This is a genomic window from Bradyrhizobium sp. USDA 4532, from assembly GCF_024171315.1.
Taxonomy (GTDB): Bacteria; Pseudomonadota; Alphaproteobacteria; order Rhizobiales; family Xanthobacteraceae; genus Bradyrhizobium; species Bradyrhizobium australafricanum.
Genome location: NZ_JALJZN010000001.1, coordinates 1,288,670 through 1,308,230, shown reverse-complemented (window position 1 = coordinate 1,308,230; position 19,561 = coordinate 1,288,670). Strand labels below are relative to the sequence as shown.

Genomic DNA, 19,561 nt, shown 5'->3' with positions numbered 1-19,561 from the left:
CGGATCAAGGCCGCCTTGTCACCGGACCATTACGGTCCTGTCACGGTGCCCGGATCGGCCTCTTGTCAGCCCCCTGTCAGCCTTTCGTCGGCCTTTGGCCCAGTCTCCCGCAACCCGTTCTGCCAGGTCGACGGCTGGGTGCCGAATCCGCGCTTGGCCCGCGTGCCCAGCCAGTAGCCGAACTGCGGAGGAACATTGCGGAACGGCCCCTCGACGCCGAGCTTGAGCGCGGCGTCCATCGGCCAGTTCGGGTTATTGAGGATTTCCCGGCCGACCGCGATCAAATCTGCTTGTTTATCACGCAGGATTTGTTCGGCCTGGTCTCCGTGGATGATCAGGCCGACCGCCATGGTCATGATATCGGCATGGGCGCGGACATATTCCGCGAGCGGCACCTGATAGTTGTATTTGATCTCCTTGCCCAGGATCGGCGCCATCTCGCTGATTCCGCCCGATGAGCAATCGATCACGTCGACCCCCTTCGCTTTCAGGATCCTGGCGAGCCGCGCGCTCTGCTCCGGGCCCCAGCCGGCGTTGTCCTCGACCGACAGCCGCACGAACAGCGGCTTGTGATCCGGCCAGTGCGCCCGCACCGCCTCGGTGACCTCGATCAGGAAGCGCATCCGGTTGGCTTCCGAGCCGCCATATTCGTCGCTGCGCTGGTTGGAGCGCCCGGAGAGGAATTCGTGCACGAGATAGCCATGGGCGCCGTGCAGTTCCAGCACCTCGAACCCTGCCGCATGGGCGCGCCGTGCCGCCTGCCCCCAGGCTGCGACGAGATCCTTCACCTCATGCGTGTCCAGCGCGCGCGGCACCGGCCAGCGCTCGCTATGGGCAATCGCGCTCGGCGCCACCGGCGTCCAGGCATCCCAGTCCTCGATCTCGGCGGTGCGCTCGAGCGGGCGATCGCCCTCCCAGGGCCGGCTCGCGCGCGCCTTGCGGCCGGAATGGCCGAGTTGGATGCCGGCGACCGCGTTCTGCTGCTTGATGAAGCCGACGAGGCGGCTGAGCGGCGCGATGAACTTGTCGTCCCAGATGCCGAGATCGCCGATCGTGCCGCAGCCGCGCCGCTCGACCTTGGTCGATTCGACGATCACGAGACCGGCGCCGCCGGCGGCGAACTTGCCGGCATTCATCAGATGCCAGTCGGTCGGAAAGCCCTTCTCGGCGGAATATTGGTGCATCGGCGGCACCACGATGCGGTTCTTCAGCGTGACGCCGCGGATCGTCATTGGCGAAAACAGCAGCATGTCGGACATCGCTTCCTCATTATGCGTCGTTACCCGGCGCGCGGGACGATCTTGTGTTTGGCGCGGACGATATACGCACCGCGCGATGGCCGATAGAGGCGCGCCGGCGGCCGCAATTGGCCGCTCAAACGGATCGCGGCATGGCAGCGCTGTAGCGGGCCGCGGCACGCTCGCCATGCCTGTTCCCTCGCGGCGATTTTTCGCGCGCATAGGAAATGATGATCGCGATACGTGTTGTCCCCGGCAACCCAGAGGAGGGACACTCATGAGGACCCGCACAATCGCACTGCTCATCGCCGGTGCCATGGCAACCGGCCCGATACTGGCGCAACACGCGGTTGCCCAGAACCTGCAAAACGAGGCCGACAAGGGTGCCAAGACCCGCAACTCCGGTGAATCCGGCTATGTCGGCGATCAGGACAGGCCCGGCGCGGCCGCAACGCCTCCGGGGCGCCCCGACACGGCCGCCGGTTCCCCAAACGCCACGACGTCTCCGAGCGGTCAAAGTTCCGGAACCGGAATCGCCGGCGCGCCGGGCAACAAGAGCGGGCCGCCCGCCAAGCAAGGCACGGTCGGCTCGAACTCGCAGAACCTGCATGTCCAGGAACAGGATTCGTCGAACATCAAGGGACAACCAGGCAACAAGAGCGGCCCACCCGCAAAGCGCTAGGCCGCGCGCCATGCTGACCAGGCGGCCGTGAACCGGAATGGCGCCGACAAAGCTCGCTTGGCTTGATCGGCGCCGGTTCGACCCGCGCCGTTGATCGAAGGTGCTTCGATCTATTGAGCGGCCTTCCGGCTCGCGGAGAGATCGGTCGGGCAATTTGCGCCGCATTCAATCGATTTCTTCTGGTCGGCAACGCGCCATACCAGCAACGCGACCAGGACAATGATGGTGACGGTGAGCTTGGCCAATGCGTCGTGGTTCAATGTCGGCTCCGCAGAACAATCGGCATAGCGAAAAAAATCAGCTGCAAGCAGAAATGTGACCCCGGCACCCTTTGGGGCCGAAGGCCGACGCTGGAGACGTCCACCAGGCCCGCATTCGATTCGGGCCGGCCGACGTCATGATGGTACGGTCCTGGCGCGGTCTGCAAGCTTCTCAGTGGCAGCATGGCACGGCCGGCCGCAGCCTGTTGGAACATTGTCATCGATGTGCGGTTCGGTGGTTGTCCTCTGATTCATTGCCCCAGAGGCACACACCACCTCCTGCGGCCCCAGCCGTCACGCTGGGGCCGTAAATCATTGGAGGTGCACCCGGACTGCCGCTCGGCGCGGGGGTGAGCGCAGCGGCTTCCGAGAACCACAATCGATTTGCGCTGGCACACCCGCAAGTGACGCTACTTGCCGACCTCGTACACGTCGGGATCGAAGCTCGAACTCGGATGGGCGAACGCGTGGCGCAGCGCCGGCGACATCGGGACGTTGTAATTGATACCTTTCGGCGGGGTCGGCGCTTCCAGCCACTTCCTGTACATGACCTCGATCTCGGGGCTCTTGTAGAGCTCCGCCGTGGCGCGGTCGGCGAGCGCCTTGAACGGGGTGTCCTCCCTGCGCAGCATGATGCCGAACGGCTCTGCCTTCGAGAACGCCTCCTCGCTGATCATGTAGAGCGAAGGCTGCTTCGATCGCGCGATCGCAACCGCAAGCTGGACGTCGTCGAGCGCGTAGGCCTGGGCGCGATCGGTCTCCAGCATCAGGAACGCCTCGGCCTGGTCCTTGGCCGGGAGAACGTTGATGCCGAGCTTGCGTTCGGTGTTGACCTTGATGAGCTGCGTGAGGTTCACCGAGCCCGCAACGGCGGTGACGGACTTGCCCTTGAGATCGTCGATCGTGTTGATCCCTGCGGATTTCTTGGCGGCAAACCGTGTCGCGCTGAGGAAATGCGTGTTGGTGAAGGTCACCTGTTTCTGGCGGTCCGCGCTGTTGGTGGTCGCCGAGCAATGCAAATCGATCGTGCCGTTGACCATCAGGGGAATGCGGTTCGACGAGGTCACCGGGAGGTAGTCGACGGCGATGTCGGATACGCCGAGCTCCTTCTTCACGGCATCGACGATCTTCAGGCAGATGTCGAGCGCAAAGCCGATCGGCCGCTGATTGTCGTCGAGATAGCTGAAGGGAACGGAAGCCTCCTGAAAGCCGAGCGTGACCTTCTTCGTCTCCTTGATCTTCTGCAGCGTGCCCGACAGCTCCTCGGCCGCCGCGGGGCTTGCGGCGAGCGTGAGTGCGAAGAGGATGGCGGGCAAACGCATCGGCGGCTCCTGTGCGGTGATCAGGCGGCGGTGATAGCGCACGCATGAGCCCGGAGCCAGATGACGGTGTGTCTAGCAGCTATCGCACTTTGCTATGGTCCGCCTGCCAGAGTTGCAGCCGCAGCCGCGAAGCATCCCTAGCGCTGCGCCCCACCTTCGAGCAGGCGATCGCCGACCAGGCGGACCGCGCCACGGGTCCAGGAATAATCGGCGCCCATCCGCAGGCCGCTGTCGCCGCGTGAGACGACCGCGCCGCTGCGGGCGTCGCGCAGCTGGAAGCCGATCGTGTATTCGGTCCGGCTGACCCGCCTGATCACGCCGATCAGCGATTGATCGGCGCCGAGCTGTTGCGCGATCGCCGCCTCGCAACCGTCGCAGTCGCGCAGCGCGCGCGCCTTGACGGGCTCGGCGGTCGCGCCGCCGGTGTCGACCAGGCGGTAGCGGCCCGACTGCGCAAGCCGGTCACGCACGCCCTTGGTCACATCGGCGAGGTAGGCCGCATCGGCGTCGGCAAGGCCGGATGCCGGCGCCGCGGAGGTGTCCTCAAGCTCGAATTCGAACACCGCAAGTCCGATCGGCGCAGCCGTGGCGGTCTGCGTCGGCGGCAACACGCCCGCGAGGACGCTGCGCACCTCGCGCGACACGAACACCCGTGCATGGTCCCATGCCTCGTCATTGTCGCCGCGAAACGTGTAGAGCTTTTCGTACAGCACGCGGCTCCCTTCAACATCGATGACCGCCACCTTGGCCCACTGCACCAGCGTGCTCATCTTCTGCACGCCGCCGACCACCTTGATCCGGGCCTCGCCTGCGGACGCCGCTGCTGGCACCAGGCGATAGCGCGGCTCCGCGGCGACGTCGACGCGCAGCGCGCGCATGAACACGTCGAGCCGCTTCTGGTGCACGGCAGTCTGATCGAGGACCTCGCCCGAGGTGTCGACATAACTGAAATCATCGATGCTGACGCCAAGCTGAGATGCTGGCACCGTGCCCGTTTCGGCGCGCAACTGACAAGGTCCGGCCAGAAGGCCGGTCAACGCGAGGGCGTGCAAGACAAGACGGGATTGTCGCATGGTCTGGGCCTTTCGGGTGCTGGCGCGGGCGGGTCGGTCGCATCCTGGGCCAACTGGCCGCCGCGCCGCAGCGGAGTGCCTCCCGCCCGGCGCCGGGAAAATTTCACGACGATGGTCCGCGCCCAAAGAACGCCCAAGCCGGCGCTTCTCGGCGCCTCCGTTCTGCCGTTTAATGTGCGTGACGACCCTGCCCGCGATCGCGCGCCGAAGCCCGCCTTCGATCTTGAGGATACGCCAATGTGGAATTGGTCCGGAAGCGATCTGAAACTGCGGCTGACGTTGCGCGTGGCTATCGTCTCAACGCTCTGCTTTGCCGTCATCTCCGGCTATTTCCTGATCGAGGCCGACCGCTCGGTGCGCGGGCGGATCGCGGCCGTTGCCGATGTCGCCGCCAAGACGCTGGAGCTGCAGCAGAGCAAGATCCAGTGGCTGAACAATGCGCGTTCCGACTTTCCCGATCTCGACAGCGTTGCCGCGACGGTCATGACGCCGGGACTGTGCATCGCCTTTCGCAGCAATAGCGGCGAGATCAGCCAACGCTTCTGCGGCGGCGCGCAGACTGACACGGCCGCGCCGCCGCTGGCCTTCGCGGCGCTCTATCGCCGCCTGTTCGATCCCGGACGCGAGGCGGTGCAGCAGGTGGTTTCGCGCGGCATTGCCGTCGGCGAAGCGGTGGCCTGGATCGATCCGGCGGTGCCGACCGCCGAGGCCTGGCACGATGCCGGCCGGCTGATGGCGGTTTTCATGATCGCGCTGCCGTTGCTCTGCGCTTTGGTCTATGCGGCGCTGGCGCGCGCGCTGCGTCCGACGCGGCAGATCCGCGACGGGCTCGAGCGGATCGCCGCAGGCGACCTCGCCGCGCGCCTGCCGCCGTTCGATCTCGCCGAACTGTCGGCGATCGGCGATGTCTTCAACCAGCTCGCCGAGCGCCTCGCCGCCGCGCTCTCCGACCGCAACGCGCTGACGCAGAAACTGATCCTGGTGCAGGACGAGGAGCGCCGGCACCTCGCGCGTGAGCTGCATGACGAGTTCGGGCAGTCGCTGGCCGCAATCCGTGCGCTCGCCGCCTCGGCGCGCCAAACCGCGGCCGCGGATTGCCCGCCTTTGCTCGCCGAATGCGACGGCATCGCGCGGACCGCGACCGACATGATGGAGACGTTGCGCGGCGCCCTCTTCCGGCTCCGCCCGCCCGATGTCGACGAACTCGGACTTGCGGCCAGCCTCGAGGGCCTGGTCGCCGGCTGGAACGGCCGCAGCCGCGGACAGCCACGGTTCGAGATCACCATATCGGGATCGTTCGAGCGCCTGGTCGCCTCCGTCAGCGCCAATCTCTACCGCATCGTGCAGGAGGCGCTCACCAACGCCGCCAAGCATGCCGGCGCCACGCGCGTCATGCTGCGGCTTGAGATGCGCGAGGCGCCGCCTGGCGGCGGCGACAGCGCGATCGTGCTCGCGATCGACGATGACGGCCAGCCCGGCGATCCGCAAGGCGATCCCCAGCTCAGGTCCGGCCTCGGCCTGCTCGGCATGCGCGAGCGGGTCGCCGCGCTGGGCGGGCGGCTCAGCTTCGAGACCGGACAGCCCAGCGGCTCCTCGCTCCGCGTCATCGTTCCCGTCGCGGCCAGCCGAGAGGCCGCACCGGTGGAGCGCGCGGCATGAGCCACGCGGCGCGCACCATCATGCTGGTCGACGACCACGCCGTCGTCCGGGAGGGCTACCGGGCGATGCTGCAGAAGCAGCCGGGCCTCTGCGTCGTCGCCGAAGCCTCCGACGGCGTCGAGGCCTACCGCCTCTACAAGGACACCGGGCCCGACCTCGTCATCATGGACCTGTCGATGCCCGGCATCGGCGGCATCGAGGCCATCCGCCGCCTCCGGCAGTGGGACAGGCGCGCAAAAATCCTGGTGTTCACCATGCACCAGAGCGCGGCCTTTGCCGTGCAGGCGATCCGCGCCGGCGCGAGCGGCTATGTCACCAAGACCAGCCCGCCGGAGACGCTGGTGCACGCCGTGATGGATGCGCTGTCGGGCAAGATCGCGATCAGCCCGGATATCGACCACGAGCTCGCGCTCAGCCACCTTGCCGGCGAGACCAAGGCGGCCGACCTCCTGACCGCGCGGGAATTCGAGGTGCTGCGCATGCTGCTCGCGGAAAACACCACCGAGGAGATCGCCGAGGCGCTGCACCTCAGTCCCAAGACGGTCGCGAACCTCCATTCCCTGATCAAGGACAAGCTCGGCGTCGGCACCGATATCGAGTTGGTCCGCCTCGCGCTGCGGCAAGGCATCCTCACGCAGATCGATCTCGGCGAACGCTGAGCCCGCGGTGGCACCAGCCAGGCCGCGTACTGGCAAATCGAGCCGCATCTGCCTCCGGGCAAACCGAACATCGAGCCGGCATCGTCGAATGGCCGAGTCTCGAGAAAATCGCGTAACAGACCTCCAGGACAGCCTCGATGCTGGCTCGTCTGGGACATAGTTCAGAACCTGGACTACCTTGGTGGCCCTCGTGATGCTAAAGTTCTCGTCATGAAAGGCTATGGATCATTTTGCCCCGTAGCCAAAGCTGCGGAAATTCTCACGGAGCGGTGGACCCCGCTCCTGCTCCGCGAACTGTTGCTGGGGTCCCACCACTTCAACCAGCTTCGCCGCGGCATCCCGCAGATGTCGCCGACCCTCCTCTCCAAGCGCTTGCAAACGCTAGAAGAAGCCGGGCTAATCTCACGCAGATCAGGCGATAACGGGCATTGGGAGTACCATCCAACCCAGGCAGCCAGGGAAGCCAGGCCAATTATCGATGCAATGGGCTATTGGGGCCACAAATGGGCTCGCAGCCAGCTCACACCCAACGAACTTCACGCGGGCCGGCTCATGTGGAATATGCGCCGTTCGTTCGATCTAAGGCACATTCCATGCGACTTCGTTCTGTACATCGAGATTGCGGACGCTCGGCCAAAGCGCTGGTGGTTTGTTGTGAAGAAGGAGGAAGCCGATCTTTGCTGGGATGACCCCGGCTTCAAGGTCGATATCAGCCTCTATGCGAGTCTGCTGACGCTCGTGCAGATTTTCGTAGAAGAGATGCCGCTGCTACGGGCGTGTGAGCTCGGCAAAATCGAGATCGACGGTCCCAGGCATCTTGTGAACAGCATGCGGACTTGGTTCCCACGCAGCAAATATGCCGATGAGGCGCCGGCGGCCGCAGATCGAGTCTCAGCCAGTTGAGGATATCCAGTCCACTTTCTGGACTAGTGGTTCTGCTTGCCTCGGCTATAGCGTTTGCGAATGCGCTCCCGCGCTAAGCATCTCAGCTAAAGGAGGCAAAGATGAGCCGCCCTTCTCTTCCTTCATGCACCCTGTTGTTGATCTTTACTTGTACTTGCGTCAGTCCCGCAGGGGCAGCCCCACCTGCCGACGAACTTTCCTCGGCGGCTGCCAAATGGGATGCCGCCATCAACAACGCAGACTTCGATGCCCTGTTACCGTTGTATGCCGCTGACGCCAGATTGATGCCGCCTGGTGCGCAGCCAGTCACCGGCCCTTTGGCAATCCGTAATTTCTTTGCCGGGCGGGGAAGAAGCGTCAGAGATCACAAGGTTGAGTTGCTCGATGTGTTGCCCATGGGAAACTACGCCTACACCACCTCGCATTTCACGGCCACGCTAGTAATAAATGAGAAGGCGGCGCCAATTTCTGGCAGCACCGTGAGACTGCTTGAACGCCAACCCGACGGGCAGTGGAAGATAAAGTCTCATATCTTCGTCAAGGAATAGATTCGCGGGTGCCACAGCCACACGGTCAGCCACCCCGCAAGCCTGACGGCCCGCAAGTGACGGATGGTCATGCACCTTATTGGCCCTCAGCCGAAGACGGCATTGATCATCGGGACATCGGTTCATTGGGTAAGCCGGACGTCCCTCGGTTTGGTCGCCATTGCCGTGGCTGTCGCCAGATGTTCGATCTCGCCCAACGCTGGGCCCGCGGCGGCGCCAGCAACCAACCCTTGCGAGCCCGCCGGGGATTGGATAGCCTTCTGCTCGCGATGAGCTTCGCAGGCTCATTCGCCCCTCGCGCGACTGGCGAGCTTACGTGGAATTGACCACGGTGAAGCGCGAAGGGTTCCAACGCCGTTCGCCTGGGCAACCCGTTCAGCTGATGATCCAGCGTCTTAGGGAGCCCGCACCATGCCGTCATTCCGCAATGAACTCCATCTCAACGATTCGGAAGTTGCCCTTGCGCTCGAGGGCGAAGAGCGCCGCCAGCAAGACGGCGTCGAGCTGATTCCATCGGAGAACTACACCTACCCCGAGGTGCTCGAGCTGCTGGGATCGGTGTTCACCAACAAGTATTCCGAAGGTTATCCGGGACGCCGCTATTACGGCGGCCAGGAATTTACCGACCAGATAGAGAACCTTGCCCGCCAGCGCGCTTGCGCGCTGTTTCGCGCCGAACATGCCAACGTTCAGCCTCTGTCCGGGTCGCCAATGAACCAGGCCGTGTATCTCGGCCTGCTGCAGCCCGGCGATACGATATTGGCGATGGACCTGTCACACGGCGGCCATCTCACTCATGGCGCGCCGGTGTCGCACATGGGGCGGCTCTTCAACTTCGCCCGCTACAAGACGCAGCCGTCAAACGGCGGCGCCATCGATTTCGATGAGCTCCGCGCCATGGCCCGGCACGTCCGCCCGAAGCTGGTGCTGTGCGGCTACAGCTCTTATCCGCGCGATCTGGATTATGCGTCCTTCAAGAGCATCGCCGATGAGGTGGGTGCACTGACCATGGCCGACGTCAGCCATTACGGCGGCCTGATCGCCGGCAATGCCTTGCGCAATCCGCTCGATGCGGGTTTCGACGTGATGACGACGACATCGCACAAGACGCTTCGCGGGCCGCGCGGCGGCATCGTTCTCTGTCGCCGGGAGTTCGCCGGCAAGATCGACGCGTCGGTGTTCCCGGGGCTGCAGGGAGGTCCGCACATGAACGTTGTGGCCGGAACCGCGGTCACGCTGAAGAAGGCATCGACGTCCGATTTTCAGGCCTATGCAAGACTGGTCATGCGCAACGCGAAGGTCCTGGCCGAAGCGTTGATGGAACGTGGCATGACGTTGATCACCGGCGGAACCGATAATCACATGATGGTTGTGGATACGGTGGCCAGCGTCGGCGTGGACGGCGGCGCGGCCGAGAACATCCTCGACGCCGTCGGGATCACCGCAAACAAGCAGATCATTCCCGACGATCCGCGTCCGCCGCTCAAGCCGAGCGGCATTCGCCTCGGGACGCCGGCGGCGACCACGCGCGGCATGGGCGAGCCCGAAATGCGCCTCATCGCCGAACTCATTGCGGAATCCCTCCGGTCGAAGGGAGATGCAGCGGTCGTCAAGCGACTGAGGTCGAACAGCGTCGAGATGTGCCGCGCCTTCCCCGTTCCGGGGATCGCGCCGCCCTCATAGGCAGCCGAGCCGCGTTCCTGTTCCGCATTCGTCGCGTAGCTCGGCAGGTCGTGAAGGTTCCCGGGGGAAGGACCGGAACGGAAATTGATGCTGTTCGTTGGACCGCATGACCTCGAAGACGGAGCGTCCAACGCCGTGACCCGGAAAACCTTGCAAGCACGCTCGGAACAGGCGCTCGTCGTCATCATTCTCAGCACCGGTGCGCTGATCGGTTACCTCGGCCTGGCGCTATCCAGGCTGTGAGAGCTACGCCCGGCGGGCGTCAAGCCGCCGGCAAGCATCAAGTCGCTTGGTGCGCTGAAAGCTAGTGCGTGCGTGCCACTGAGTTGCCCGACGCGGCAAGCCAAGCCCCGTAGCAAAAATATAGGGTGAAAAGACCAAGGCTCGGACAGATCATGTCGCGAGAATATGGATGTTTGAAGCACAAGCGACGACACCCGCCGTCGTCCCGGCGAAGGCCGGGAGCCATTACCCCAAATCTCAATTGTTGTGCGACGCTGGGGCCACGATCCCGTTCCTGATCAAATGCGGTGGTTGTGGGTCCCGGCCTTCGCCGGGACGACGGTGGTGTGCGCGGGAACAGTCTCGCGATGAATGCAACGCCACGTACAATCCACACACCGGTCACTGAAATCGAGGACATTGCCGCCTGCCCGCAATTCTCGTACACGGTTTCATGCAATGACCTCGCAATTCACTCCCAACTCCGTCGACGTGCTGCTGTTCGATATCGGCCGCGTCGTGCTCGACATCAACTTTGACAAGGTGATGGCGCACTGGGCGCAGCATGCCGGGTGTGCGCCCGCCGAGCTCGCCACGCGCTTTGTCGTCGACGACAGTTTCAAGCATCATGAGATCGGCCGGATCGACGACGCGGCTTTCTTCGAGAATCTGCGCCGGACGCTCGGCATCAACATCACGGACGCCCAGTTCCTCGAAGGCTGGAACGCGATCTTCACCGGCGAGATGCCGGGCATCGCCCCGCTGCTCGCGGCGGCCGCCAAGCGGATGCCGCTCTACGCCTTCTCCAACACCAATCCGGCCCATGTCGCGCATTTCTCGGTCACCCACGCCGACCTGCTCAGCCATTTCCGCAACGTCTTCCTGTCCTCGAGCATCGGCTTCCGCAAACCCGACGCCGAGGCCTATGATCATGTGGTAAAAGCCATCGGCGTGCCGGCGTCGCGGATCCTGTTTTTCGACGACCTGGCCGCCAATATCGAAGGTGCGCGGGCCCGCGGCCTTTATGCTATCCACGTGACATCGACGGATGACGTGGCAAGGGCTTTGACCGCACTTGGAATTTGAAGATTAGGAATTGAGGAACTCTGAGCGTGGCCCTGATGCCGGTTGCCGATGCCCTGTCCGCCGTCCTCGCCGGCGCCGAACCGCTGCCGGAGGAGATGGTCGCGCTCGATGCCGCCTACCACCGCACGCTTGCGCACGATCTCGCGGCGCTCCGCACCCAGCCGCCGCAGCCGATGTCGGCGATGGACGGCTATGCGGTGCGCGCCGCCGATGCGGCTGATCTAAAGGCCCGGCTCAAGGTGATCGGCGAAGTCGCCGCCGGCCGGCCGTTCGAGCGGACGGTCGGCGCCGGCGAGGCGGTGCGGATCTTCACCGGCGGCGTGATCCCCAATGGCGCCGACGCGGTGATCATCCAGGAGGACACCGCCGTCGACGGCGACCACATCACGATCACGGAGGCCGCCAGCGTCGGGCGGCACATCCGCCCGGCTGGGGTCGACTTCCGTGAGGGCGAGGTGCTGCTCGCCGGCGGCAGCCGCCTGTCCGACCGCGCGCTGTCGCTGGCGGCCGCCATGAACTATCCGGAACTTGCGGTGCGCCGCCGCCCGAAGGTCGCGGTGCTGGCGACCGGCGACGAGCTGGTGATGCCGGGCTCGCAGCCCGGTCCCGGCCAGATCGTCTATTCCAACGGCTACGCGCTGCGGGCGCTGGCGCGCGCCGAAGGCGCCGAGACCGTCGACCTCGGCGTTGCCGCCGACACGGTGGAGGCGACCACGGCGGGCATCCGCCGGGCGCGCGAGGCCGGTGCCGATGTCCTGATCACGACAGGCGGCGCCTCGGTCGGCGACCACGATCTCGTCAAGCGGTCGCTGGAAGCCGAGGGGGTCGAGATGGCGTTCTGGCGGATTGCGATGCGGCCCGGCAAGCCGATGATGCATGGCCGGCTCGGCGCGATGCGGGTGATCGGCCTGCCGGGCAATCCGGTGTCGTCCTATGTCTGCGCCTTCCTGTTCCTGGTGCCGTTGATTCGGGCGCTGAGCGGCCGGAAAGTGATTCGTCATCGCCGCGCGAGCGCCCTGCTCGGCCGCGACCTCGCTGCCAACGACCAGCGCGAGGACTATCTGCGTGCGCGGCTCGAAGCGCGCGAGGACGGCAGGCTGATCGCAACGCCGGTGACGCAGCAGGACTCGTCGCTGCTCGGGAATCTCGCTGCGGCACGGGCACTTCTCGTGCGTCCGCCGTTTGCGGCAGCTGCCGTCAAGGGCAGCGAATGCGAGATTCTGACACTGCCCGAATAGGGTTTTCGCGCCCCGCCGATTGTGCGTTGCCCGACACGTTCACCGGAAATTAAGTGGTTGCGGAACACATATCGAACATATAGTGTCCGTTCATGATTTGTTTCGAGTACTGGTGTCTACATTCGGGAAGCTGCATGGAAGCAGGTGCATTGAGCACATGCTCCTGAGGTCAGGCCCGGCCTGCAGGCCCCACCAGAAGAGTCTCGGAATCGAACGACGCTATCAACCGGGGGAATACTCGAGATGCTCACGCGCAAACAGTACGAACTACTGCGTTTCATCAATGAACGTCTGAAAGAGGCCGGCGTACCGCCCTCCTTCGACGAGATGAAGGATGCGCTCGACCTGCGCTCGAAGTCCGGTATCCACCGCCTGATCACTGCGCTGGAGGAGCGCGGCTTCATCCGCCGCCTGCCGAACCGCGCCCGCGCCATCGAGGTCATCAAGCTGCCCGAACTCTCGGCCGGCGGCGGCAACGGCCGCCGCGGCTTCACGCCCAGCGTCATCGAAGGCACCCTCGGCCGGCGCGCCAGCACGCCGCCGATTGCCGAGGACGACGGCAACCGTCCGGTCGCGGTCCCCGTGATGGGCCGGATCGCCGCCGGTACGCCGATCGAGGCGCTGCAGACCCGCAGCCACACCATCAGCGTGCCGCCCGACATGCTCGGTGCCGGCGAGCACTATGCGCTCGAGGTGCGCGGCGACTCGATGGTCGATGCCGGCATCCTCGACGGCGACATGGCGCTGATCCAGCGCAACGACGTCGCCAATACCGGCGACATCGTGGTGGCGCTGATCGACGAGGAGGAAGCCACCCTGAAGCGCTTCCGCCGCCGCGGCGCATCGATCGCGCTCGAGCCGGCCAACACCGCCTATGAAGTGCGCATCCTGCCGCCGAACCGGGTCCGCATCCAGGGCAAGCTGATCGGCCTTTATCGCAAATACTGAATTGCAAATACTTGCGGCGGCCGGGAACGAGCAACACGTCGGATCGTTCCTTGCATGATAGTGTAGCGTACGGCCTGCCCGATGCGCTCCGATACCTCTCGCGCAGCGTCGCGTGTTTGTGATCGGAGCGATCTCGGACCAGTCGTACAATCGCCCAGAAACGAGCAGACGCTCGTTCGCTATCGTCCACTCTGGTAGAGGCCCTAATGCCTCAAGGAGAGGCACGGGTCGCTACCTCGAAATGAGGAGCCATCCGATGTGTGACTATAGTCTGCACGCCGTGGCATCGCGCCCCGCCATTGTCGGAGAGACGCTGATCACGACGACGTTCCGCGGCACGTCGACCCGCGGCTTTGCTTCGGAGAATGACCCCACTGTCGCGGTCTGCATGCTGCCGGGCACCGAGCTCGCTTTCGCCGAGAACGTTCGCTACGACAGCCGCTGGATCTGGACCAAGACGCTGAACTATCGCGTCGGCGTGTTCAACGAAGTCGAGCCCGACGTGCCCGATCGGCATCATGACGCGGTCGAATTCCCCGACGGCAGCCATGTGCTGGTGACCCAGCTGGTCGAGGGACAGCGCGTCAGCGTGCTGCAATTGCCGGCGCTGCATCCGCCGGTCGAGCAGAAGCCGAAGGTTGTGGAGCGGCGGCCCTCCGCATTCGCAACGCTGTTTTTGGGTTGAGCGCATCGTCGCCGCGGAATGAGCTGTTCGGCGGCGGATGACCTAAGCAATTTCGGGCGACCCCGGACTCCCGCTTCCGGGGCGCAGAAGGAGATTTGCGTCGGCCGGCACCTTGGCGCATCATCGGGTACGGAGGACGTGCGCGGTGGTCGATAAGGTCACATGGCAAAAGGCTGGACGCGTCACGGAACCGGGCCGCTACATGTTCCGGTTCGGTTGGCTGACGGTAACGGCCGACGACCTGAAAGTCTGGGAGCAATTTCCCGAGGCTTCCTTCACTCTCGTCAAGAAGCCCGACGCCGGCCCCGACTCCGACGAATACCATCTCGGCCTGTTCGAGCTGCCAAGCGCGCCCTTGCCGGACCACGGCTAATCATCGCCCTGCAGATCGGTCTCGGCCGGCGTCGCATCCACCGCAGGCCGCGGCGCGGGGGCGCGTAGCGTCGTCTCGCTCTCGCCGTCGCCGGAAACCGCCGGCGACCACGGCCGGTCGATCCCGCCGGGCTTGACCGCATCGACGACGTAGCCGTCCCTGCTCCGCCGCAGCACCAGCGCGCCGTGGCGGCGCAGCCGCTCGGCATCGATCACCGATGCCGCGCAGCCCTGCGGCGCCCGCCGCGCCGTCACGATCAGGGCTGCGCGCTCGCAGTCGTCCGCCAGCGCCTCCGACCGGGTCGCCAGCGCGACGAAGGTGCCGCTTGGTCCCTGGGTCACGCAGCCGCCGGCATCGCACGAGACGCCCTCGCCGAGCGACGCATCGGTGGCGGTGCGCGCGTCGGCGTCCGCCGCCAGCCACTCCTTGACCAAAAATGCATCCTTGGCGCTGTGCATCAGATGCAGCCGTCCATCACCGCCACCGCGACATTGCGGCCGTCGCCCGAGATCAGCACGTCCGGCTGCGGCACCCTGAGCGCCCAGACCGAGGCCACCAGCAGCAGCACCGCACCTGACCAGCGCAGCGGCGTGCGCAGCAGCCCGAGCAGGATGATGCCGGCGCTCGCTGCGATCAGCGGCCCGATGCCGAACGCCGCCATGCGGCCGACCGCGCCCGGGAGTGCGGCGACCCATTGCGTCACCAGGATCATCCAGTCGATGCCAAGACCCATGATCGCCCAGAACACGCCGTCGAAGCCGAACGGCATGGCGACGAGCCCCAGCAGGCCGGCCGGCATCACGACCGCCGAGACCACCGGCATCGCCGCGAGGTTGGCGAGCAGCCCGTAGGGCGTCACGCGGTGGAAATGGAACGCGGCATAGGGCGTCGTCGCCAGCCCCGCCACCAGCGAGGCCAGTATCAGCATCGTGAGCTCCCGGCCGCCCCACAGCGCGACGCGCGCGGTCGTCGAATGGTCGGGCGACGCCAGCAGGTTCGGCAGCCCGATCTGCACCAGCGCCACCAGCCCGAGCGTTGCCGCAAACGACATCTGGAAACTGGGATGCACCAGCGCCTCCGGCGCGATCGCGAGCACGATCAGCGCCGCCACCGCCAGCGTCCGGAAGGTGATCGCGCGGCGGTCGACGATCACGGCGAGCAGCACCACGGCGGTCATGAAGAACGACCGCTGCGTCGCGACCTCGGCGCCCGACAGCAACAGATAGAACGCCGCGGCGACCAGCGCGGCCGCCGCCGCCCATTTCTTGATCGGATGCGCCGCCGTCAGCGCCGGAAACAGCGCGAGCAGCGCGCGCACCGCGAAGAACACGACGCCGGCGACCACGGCCATGTGGTAGCCGGAGATCGACAGCACATGGCCGAGCCCCGAGATGAACATCGCATCGTTGACCGGCGTCGAGATCGCATCGCGCCGGCCGGTGAGCAAGGCGGTTGCGATCGCGCGCTGGTCGCCGTCGAGCGTGGTGCGAATCCGCGCGTCGATGGCGTCGCGCAGGCCCTGCATGAAGGCGGCGTAGCGCAGCGCAAAGCCGCCGGTCGCAGGCGGCTCCCTGGTCTTGACCGCGCCCATCACGAAGCCGGAGGCGCCGATGCCCTGGAAATACAGGTCGCGGCCGAAATCATAGGAGCCCGGGCGCTGCGGCCCGAGCGGCGGCATCAGCCGTGCCTTCAATTCAACGAAGCTGCCGACATCGGGCGCGGTGCCCTTCTTCACCGAGAGCCGGACCCGATCGAGCTTCGTCATGTCGCGCGGGCTCTCCATCGAAACCACACGCAGCACGAAACGATCGGTCTTCTCGCGGATGTCGCGCGTCTCGACGAAGCCGGTCAGCGCCACCGAGAACATCGGCCGCGCCAGCACCGTGTGAGCGACGCGCGCCGTCTTCCAGGTCGCCGTCGCAAAGCCCGCGGCCACCGCGGCCAGCAGCGCGATGACGGGAAACACGCTGCGCCGCCGCAGCAGCAGCGCCAGCAGGCAGAGCAGGATTGCGACGGTGGCCGCGACCGACAGCACCGGCTCGTGCTCGGCCGCGAAATAGAACGCGATGCCGGTGCCGAACGCCACCGGCACCCAGGGCAACAGGCGGCCAGCGCCGGCCTCGGCGCGCGCCCATTGCCGCAATGTCTCGACGAGAGGCTTCCAGATGCCGGCGCGCGCCGGGAGAAAGCCGCCGACCGGCGCAGCCGTGCGCGGCGGCCACGTCCCCGCGTAGCCGCGTTTGCCGCCCGGCGTCGTGCCCTGCTCCGCCATTCCGCTTGCGATCCCTGCCGGGCGGCAGGCTAGCGGATCGCCCCGTCACCCGACTAGCGGAACGGATGCAGAATACGGACCGGGAACGCCCGGGTATCTGGATCGTCCTGCGCCTTGCCTAGCTCGCGCCGGGCCACGGCTGCCGCCTGCGTCAAATCGATCGAGCCGAAAGTCTCACTAAGATACCGATCACATTAGGAATAGACTGTCCTGATGCCTCCGCTCCCGAAGAGACGGAGATGAGGCAGTGACGGCTCGCGGCACTTGAAGGCCGCTGGAGCTCCTCTCAGGTGGCCACAACTCCCCTGAGATCAGGCGTTGCGGACGAACGCGCAAATCTCGCCTGTAACGCCGTGCACCACGCGCACTCCGCGAGCGGATAGATCGCTGAAAAACGCGAGGAGTAGCGTTTGCATTTGAGAGGAGCAGCACATGGCAATTCAAGTACCAAGCGATTTTCGCCGCGTGATTGTCGCTGCGTCAGTGGGAAACATCATTGAATGGTACGACTTTTATATTTTTGGCAGCCTGGCCGCCGTTCTTTCGGTCAAGTTCTTTGAGCAATCCCACCCCGTCGCAGCCCTGCTGAGCACGATCGCGCTGTTCACTGCGGGATTCCTGATCCGCCCGCTGGGGGCCTTCCTGTTCGGATGGATGGGCGATCGGGTCGGCCGCAAATATACATTCCTCATTACGCTGAGCGGAATGGGCCTGGGAACGGGAGCGATCGGACTGATCCCAACTTATCAGTCGATCGGCCTGACGGCCGCATTCGTTCTGTTCGGCTTGCGGATGATCCAGGGTCTCTGCCTGGGCGGCGAATATGGCGGCGCCATCACCTACGTCGCCGAGCATGTTCCGGACGACAGCCGCGGCTACTACACGGGCTGGCTACAAACCTCGCCGACGCTCGGGATCGTGGTGTCGCTGGCGGTGATCGTTCTGACCCGAACCTGGGCCGGCAATCAGGCCTTTGACGAATGGGCGTGGCGCGTACCGTTCCTGGTCTCGTTCGTGCTGGTGGCCATCGCCATCTACATCCGCCTGCAGCTCCAGGAGACGCCGATTTTCCAGGAGATCAAGGCACAGGGACAGATGACCAGGAATCCCTGGCGGGAAGCCTTCCTCAGCGCCAACATCAAGTACATCCTGATCGCTATCGTCGTCCTGATTGGACAGGGCGTGGTCTGGTACAGTGGTCAATTCTGGGCACTGTACTTCCTGCAGCAGGTCTCCAAGGTCGATGCGGTTACCTCGGCCTACATCGTGGGAGCCGCATTGTTGATCGCAACGCCGAGCCTGATCTTCTTTGGTTGGCTGTCGGATCAGATCGGCCGCAAGTCCGTGATCCTCGGAGGAATGCTGCTTGCCGCGATCACCTACTATCCGCTGTATCTGTGGCTCGGCATGGTCACGCAGCCGGGACACATCAACTATCCGGTCGCCGTCTTCATCATCTTCATCCTCGTCTGCTATGTCGGGATGGTGTACGGGCCGGTCGGCGCGTTCCTGGCGGAGTTTTTCCCGGCCAGGATCAGGTACACCTCGGTCTCGGTGCCGTATCATATCGGCAATGGTTGGGGCGGCGGATTGGTGCCGTTCATCACATCAGCCGCCTTCGCGGCGACCGGCAGCATCGGCTATGCGCTGATCTACCCGATTGTCGTTCCCGCGGTGTGCTTCGTGATCGCCGTTTTCATCATGCCCGAGACACGCAAGACCAGAATTTGGGAGCAGATCGAGGCGAAAGCCGCATCGTGACGGAGTCACCTTGCTGACGGGCGACTACAGCTCCGTTCCGACGGGATCGGAACGGGACTCTAGAATCTTGTCTCGATGCGTTTTCCTTACGCGAGCCGCTATCCACGTCGCTCGAAAGCGCTCTCACCCTGCAGCAGGCGCCATGGCCGCCGTCCAGCGAGTGCGGGACGACGCTTCTGAATCGTCCCACACCCGCCGTCTCTGGCGAGATGTCTCTGCAGAACCTGCATCGGGCGGCAGAGGGGATCCCGCGCCACGCAAATCCCCGCTCCGGCCGCCTTTGGTTGGCGGTCAGGCCAACGTCTCAGTCAGCTTCCTCTCAGCCAGCTCGGTGATGCCAGCGATCGTGCCACCAGGTGGCGAAATCACGATCCATCGTCAGCTCCCAGCACGCGAGCACGATCACCGCGACGCCGGCGAGCACGCTGCTCGTCGTGACCGATCCCTGCTGGTAGCCGAACGTCCAGGGTGCCACCACCAGAGCCAACCCCATCAGCATCTCGCCCCATTCCTCCAGATAGGACGGAATGATGAATGCCTCCAGGGCGAACAGCACGACGCCCAATCCGAGCGCGATGGAGATCCAGAGAGCTGCCCCGGAAAAGCCCAGTGCAAACGGCGATGCGACCAGCCAGGCGCCTACCAACAGGCTGGCAGCATCCTGCCAGTGTTGAATGCGCATGATCCTCACCTCCTTCTTCCGAAGACATGGTGCGGCGCGGGCAAAAAAGCATCTGTCCGACCTGCGATGTGTTGCCGCTGCTGATCCGCAAGCCGACGACCGTCCGGGCGCCCGGAAGCCGCGCTCCGCAGCCTACGACCTTGGTCCCTCCTCGCAATGCAGCGCGATCCGGATAGCCTGCGAGTTGGGTGCAGCCGCGAGGCGCCCGGCCCCGCGCACTCTCCCTGACTACGAGGGCCCGCCGGCCCTCGACTTTTTGCGTCAGCT

The 19,561-nt window shown here is 65.1% G+C and carries 18 protein-coding genes, 1 pseudogene and 1 riboswitch; of the genes and pseudogenes, 13 read left to right on the top strand and 6 right to left on the bottom strand.

Going from position 1 to position 19,561, the window contains the following annotated elements:
• Positions 1-65 precede the first annotated feature (65 nt).
• Entirely contained in the window at positions 66-1,259 is a 1,194-nt protein-coding gene (locus J2R76_RS06340; RefSeq protein WP_141343141.1) for an NADH:flavin oxidoreductase/NADH oxidase, read from the bottom strand.
• 256 nt (positions 1,260-1,515) lie between these two features.
• On the opposite strand from J2R76_RS06340, the gene J2R76_RS40935 reads away from it, so the two are divergent.
• Positions 1,516-1,920 (top strand): hypothetical protein, encoded by a 405-nt coding sequence (locus J2R76_RS40935; RefSeq protein WP_168855874.1) that lies wholly within the window; start codon positions 1,516-1,518, stop codon positions 1,918-1,920.
• 110 nt (positions 1,921-2,030) lie between these two features.
• Here J2R76_RS40935 and J2R76_RS06330 read toward each other — a convergent pair whose 3' ends face one another.
• From J2R76_RS06330 to J2R76_RS06320, 3 genes are all read right to left on the bottom strand, one after another.
• Entirely contained in the window at positions 2,031-2,180 is a 150-nt protein-coding gene (locus tag J2R76_RS06330; protein WP_018271828.1) for a hypothetical protein, read from the bottom strand.
• 410 nt (positions 2,181-2,590) lie between these two features.
• A complete protein-coding gene (locus J2R76_RS06325) occupies positions 2,591-3,502 on the bottom strand; it encodes an amino acid ABC transporter substrate-binding protein (RefSeq protein ID WP_168855875.1) in 912 nt (303 codons plus the stop codon).
• A 137-nt stretch (positions 3,503-3,639) separates the two neighbouring features.
• Positions 3,640-4,575, bottom strand: a complete 936-nt coding sequence (locus J2R76_RS06320; RefSeq protein ID WP_253623838.1) for a DUF3280 domain-containing protein — start codon at positions 4,573-4,575, stop codon at positions 3,640-3,642.
• 237 nt (positions 4,576-4,812) lie between these two features.
• Here J2R76_RS06320 and J2R76_RS06315 point away from each other — a divergent pair, with 237 nt between their 5' ends.
• From J2R76_RS06315 to J2R76_RS06265, 11 genes are all read left to right on the top strand, one after another.
• Positions 4,813-6,234 carry a sensor histidine kinase gene (locus J2R76_RS06315; protein WP_168855877.1) on the top strand — a complete coding sequence of 474 codons (1,422 nt, stop codon included), beginning with the start codon at positions 4,813-4,815 and terminating at the stop codon, positions 6,232-6,234.
• Positions 6,231-6,893: a response regulator transcription factor gene (locus tag J2R76_RS06310; RefSeq protein ID WP_253623837.1), complete on the top strand. Its 663-nt coding sequence runs from the start codon at positions 6,231-6,233 to the stop codon at positions 6,891-6,893. Before J2R76_RS06315 ends, J2R76_RS06310 begins: the two co-directional genes overlap by 4 nt.
• Positions 6,894-7,103: 210 nt before the next feature.
• Positions 7,104-7,796 (top strand): helix-turn-helix domain-containing protein, encoded by a 693-nt coding sequence (locus J2R76_RS06305; RefSeq protein WP_168855879.1) that lies wholly within the window; start codon positions 7,104-7,106, stop codon positions 7,794-7,796.
• A 101-nt stretch (positions 7,797-7,897) separates the two neighbouring features.
• On the top strand, positions 7,898-8,344 hold the full coding sequence (locus tag J2R76_RS06300; RefSeq protein WP_168855880.1) for a DUF4440 domain-containing protein: 447 nt from the start codon (positions 7,898-7,900) through the stop codon (positions 8,342-8,344).
• 289 nt (positions 8,345-8,633) lie between these two features.
• Positions 8,634-8,719: riboswitch (ZMP/ZTP riboswitch) on the top strand.
• A 36-nt stretch (positions 8,720-8,755) separates the two neighbouring features.
• On the top strand, positions 8,756-10,027 hold the full coding sequence (gene glyA, locus J2R76_RS06295; RefSeq protein ID WP_168855881.1) for a serine hydroxymethyltransferase: 1,272 nt from the start codon (positions 8,756-8,758) through the stop codon (positions 10,025-10,027).
• Positions 10,028-10,111: 84 nt separating this feature from the next.
• Positions 10,112-10,270, top strand: coding sequence for a hypothetical protein (locus J2R76_RS06290; RefSeq protein ID WP_253610086.1), 159 nt, complete (start codon positions 10,112-10,114; stop codon positions 10,268-10,270).
• Between the two features lie 438 nt (positions 10,271-10,708).
• Positions 10,709-11,335 carry an HAD family phosphatase gene (locus J2R76_RS06285; RefSeq protein ID WP_057016509.1) on the top strand — a complete coding sequence of 209 codons (627 nt, stop codon included), beginning with the start codon at positions 10,709-10,711 and terminating at the stop codon, positions 11,333-11,335.
• A 26-nt stretch (positions 11,336-11,361) separates the two neighbouring features.
• Positions 11,362-12,573: a gephyrin-like molybdotransferase Glp gene (glp, locus tag J2R76_RS06280; RefSeq protein WP_168855883.1), complete on the top strand. Its 1,212-nt coding sequence runs from the start codon at positions 11,362-11,364 to the stop codon at positions 12,571-12,573.
• Positions 12,574-12,816: 243 nt separating this feature from the next.
• Positions 12,817-13,521 carry a transcriptional repressor LexA gene (lexA, locus tag J2R76_RS06275; RefSeq protein ID WP_016841600.1) on the top strand — a complete coding sequence of 235 codons (705 nt, stop codon included), beginning with the start codon at positions 12,817-12,819 and terminating at the stop codon, positions 13,519-13,521.
• A gap of 256 nt (positions 13,522-13,777) precedes the next feature.
• The gene (locus J2R76_RS06270; RefSeq protein ID WP_026192810.1) at positions 13,778-14,206 is read left to right on the top strand and encodes a hypothetical protein; all 429 of its coding nucleotides are present in this window, start codon (positions 13,778-13,780) and stop codon (positions 14,204-14,206) included.
• Between the two features lie 145 nt (positions 14,207-14,351).
• Complete coding sequence (locus J2R76_RS06265) at positions 14,352-14,579, top strand: hypothetical protein (protein WP_076825420.1); 228 nt, start codon at positions 14,352-14,354, stop codon at positions 14,577-14,579.
• On the opposite strand, the pseudogene J2R76_RS06260 reads toward J2R76_RS06265, so the two are convergent.
• Positions 14,576-16,851 (bottom strand): annotated as a pseudogene (locus tag J2R76_RS06260) (ComEC/Rec2 family competence protein). The gene J2R76_RS06265 and the pseudogene J2R76_RS06260 sit on opposite strands and share 4 nt — an antisense overlap.
• A 432-nt stretch (positions 16,852-17,283) precedes the next feature.
• On the opposite strand from J2R76_RS06260, the gene J2R76_RS06255 reads away from it, so the two are divergent.
• Positions 17,284-18,612 carry an MFS transporter gene (locus tag J2R76_RS06255; RefSeq protein WP_057016507.1) on the top strand — a complete coding sequence of 443 codons (1,329 nt, stop codon included), beginning with the start codon at positions 17,284-17,286 and terminating at the stop codon, positions 18,610-18,612.
• Positions 18,613-18,931: 319 nt separating this feature from the next.
• Here the strand turns inward: J2R76_RS06255 and J2R76_RS06250 are convergent, their stop codons facing one another.
• Positions 18,932-19,294, bottom strand: coding sequence for an SPW repeat protein (locus J2R76_RS06250; RefSeq protein ID WP_057016506.1), 363 nt, complete (start codon positions 19,292-19,294; stop codon positions 18,932-18,934).
• Positions 19,295-19,561: the final 267 nt, after the last annotated feature.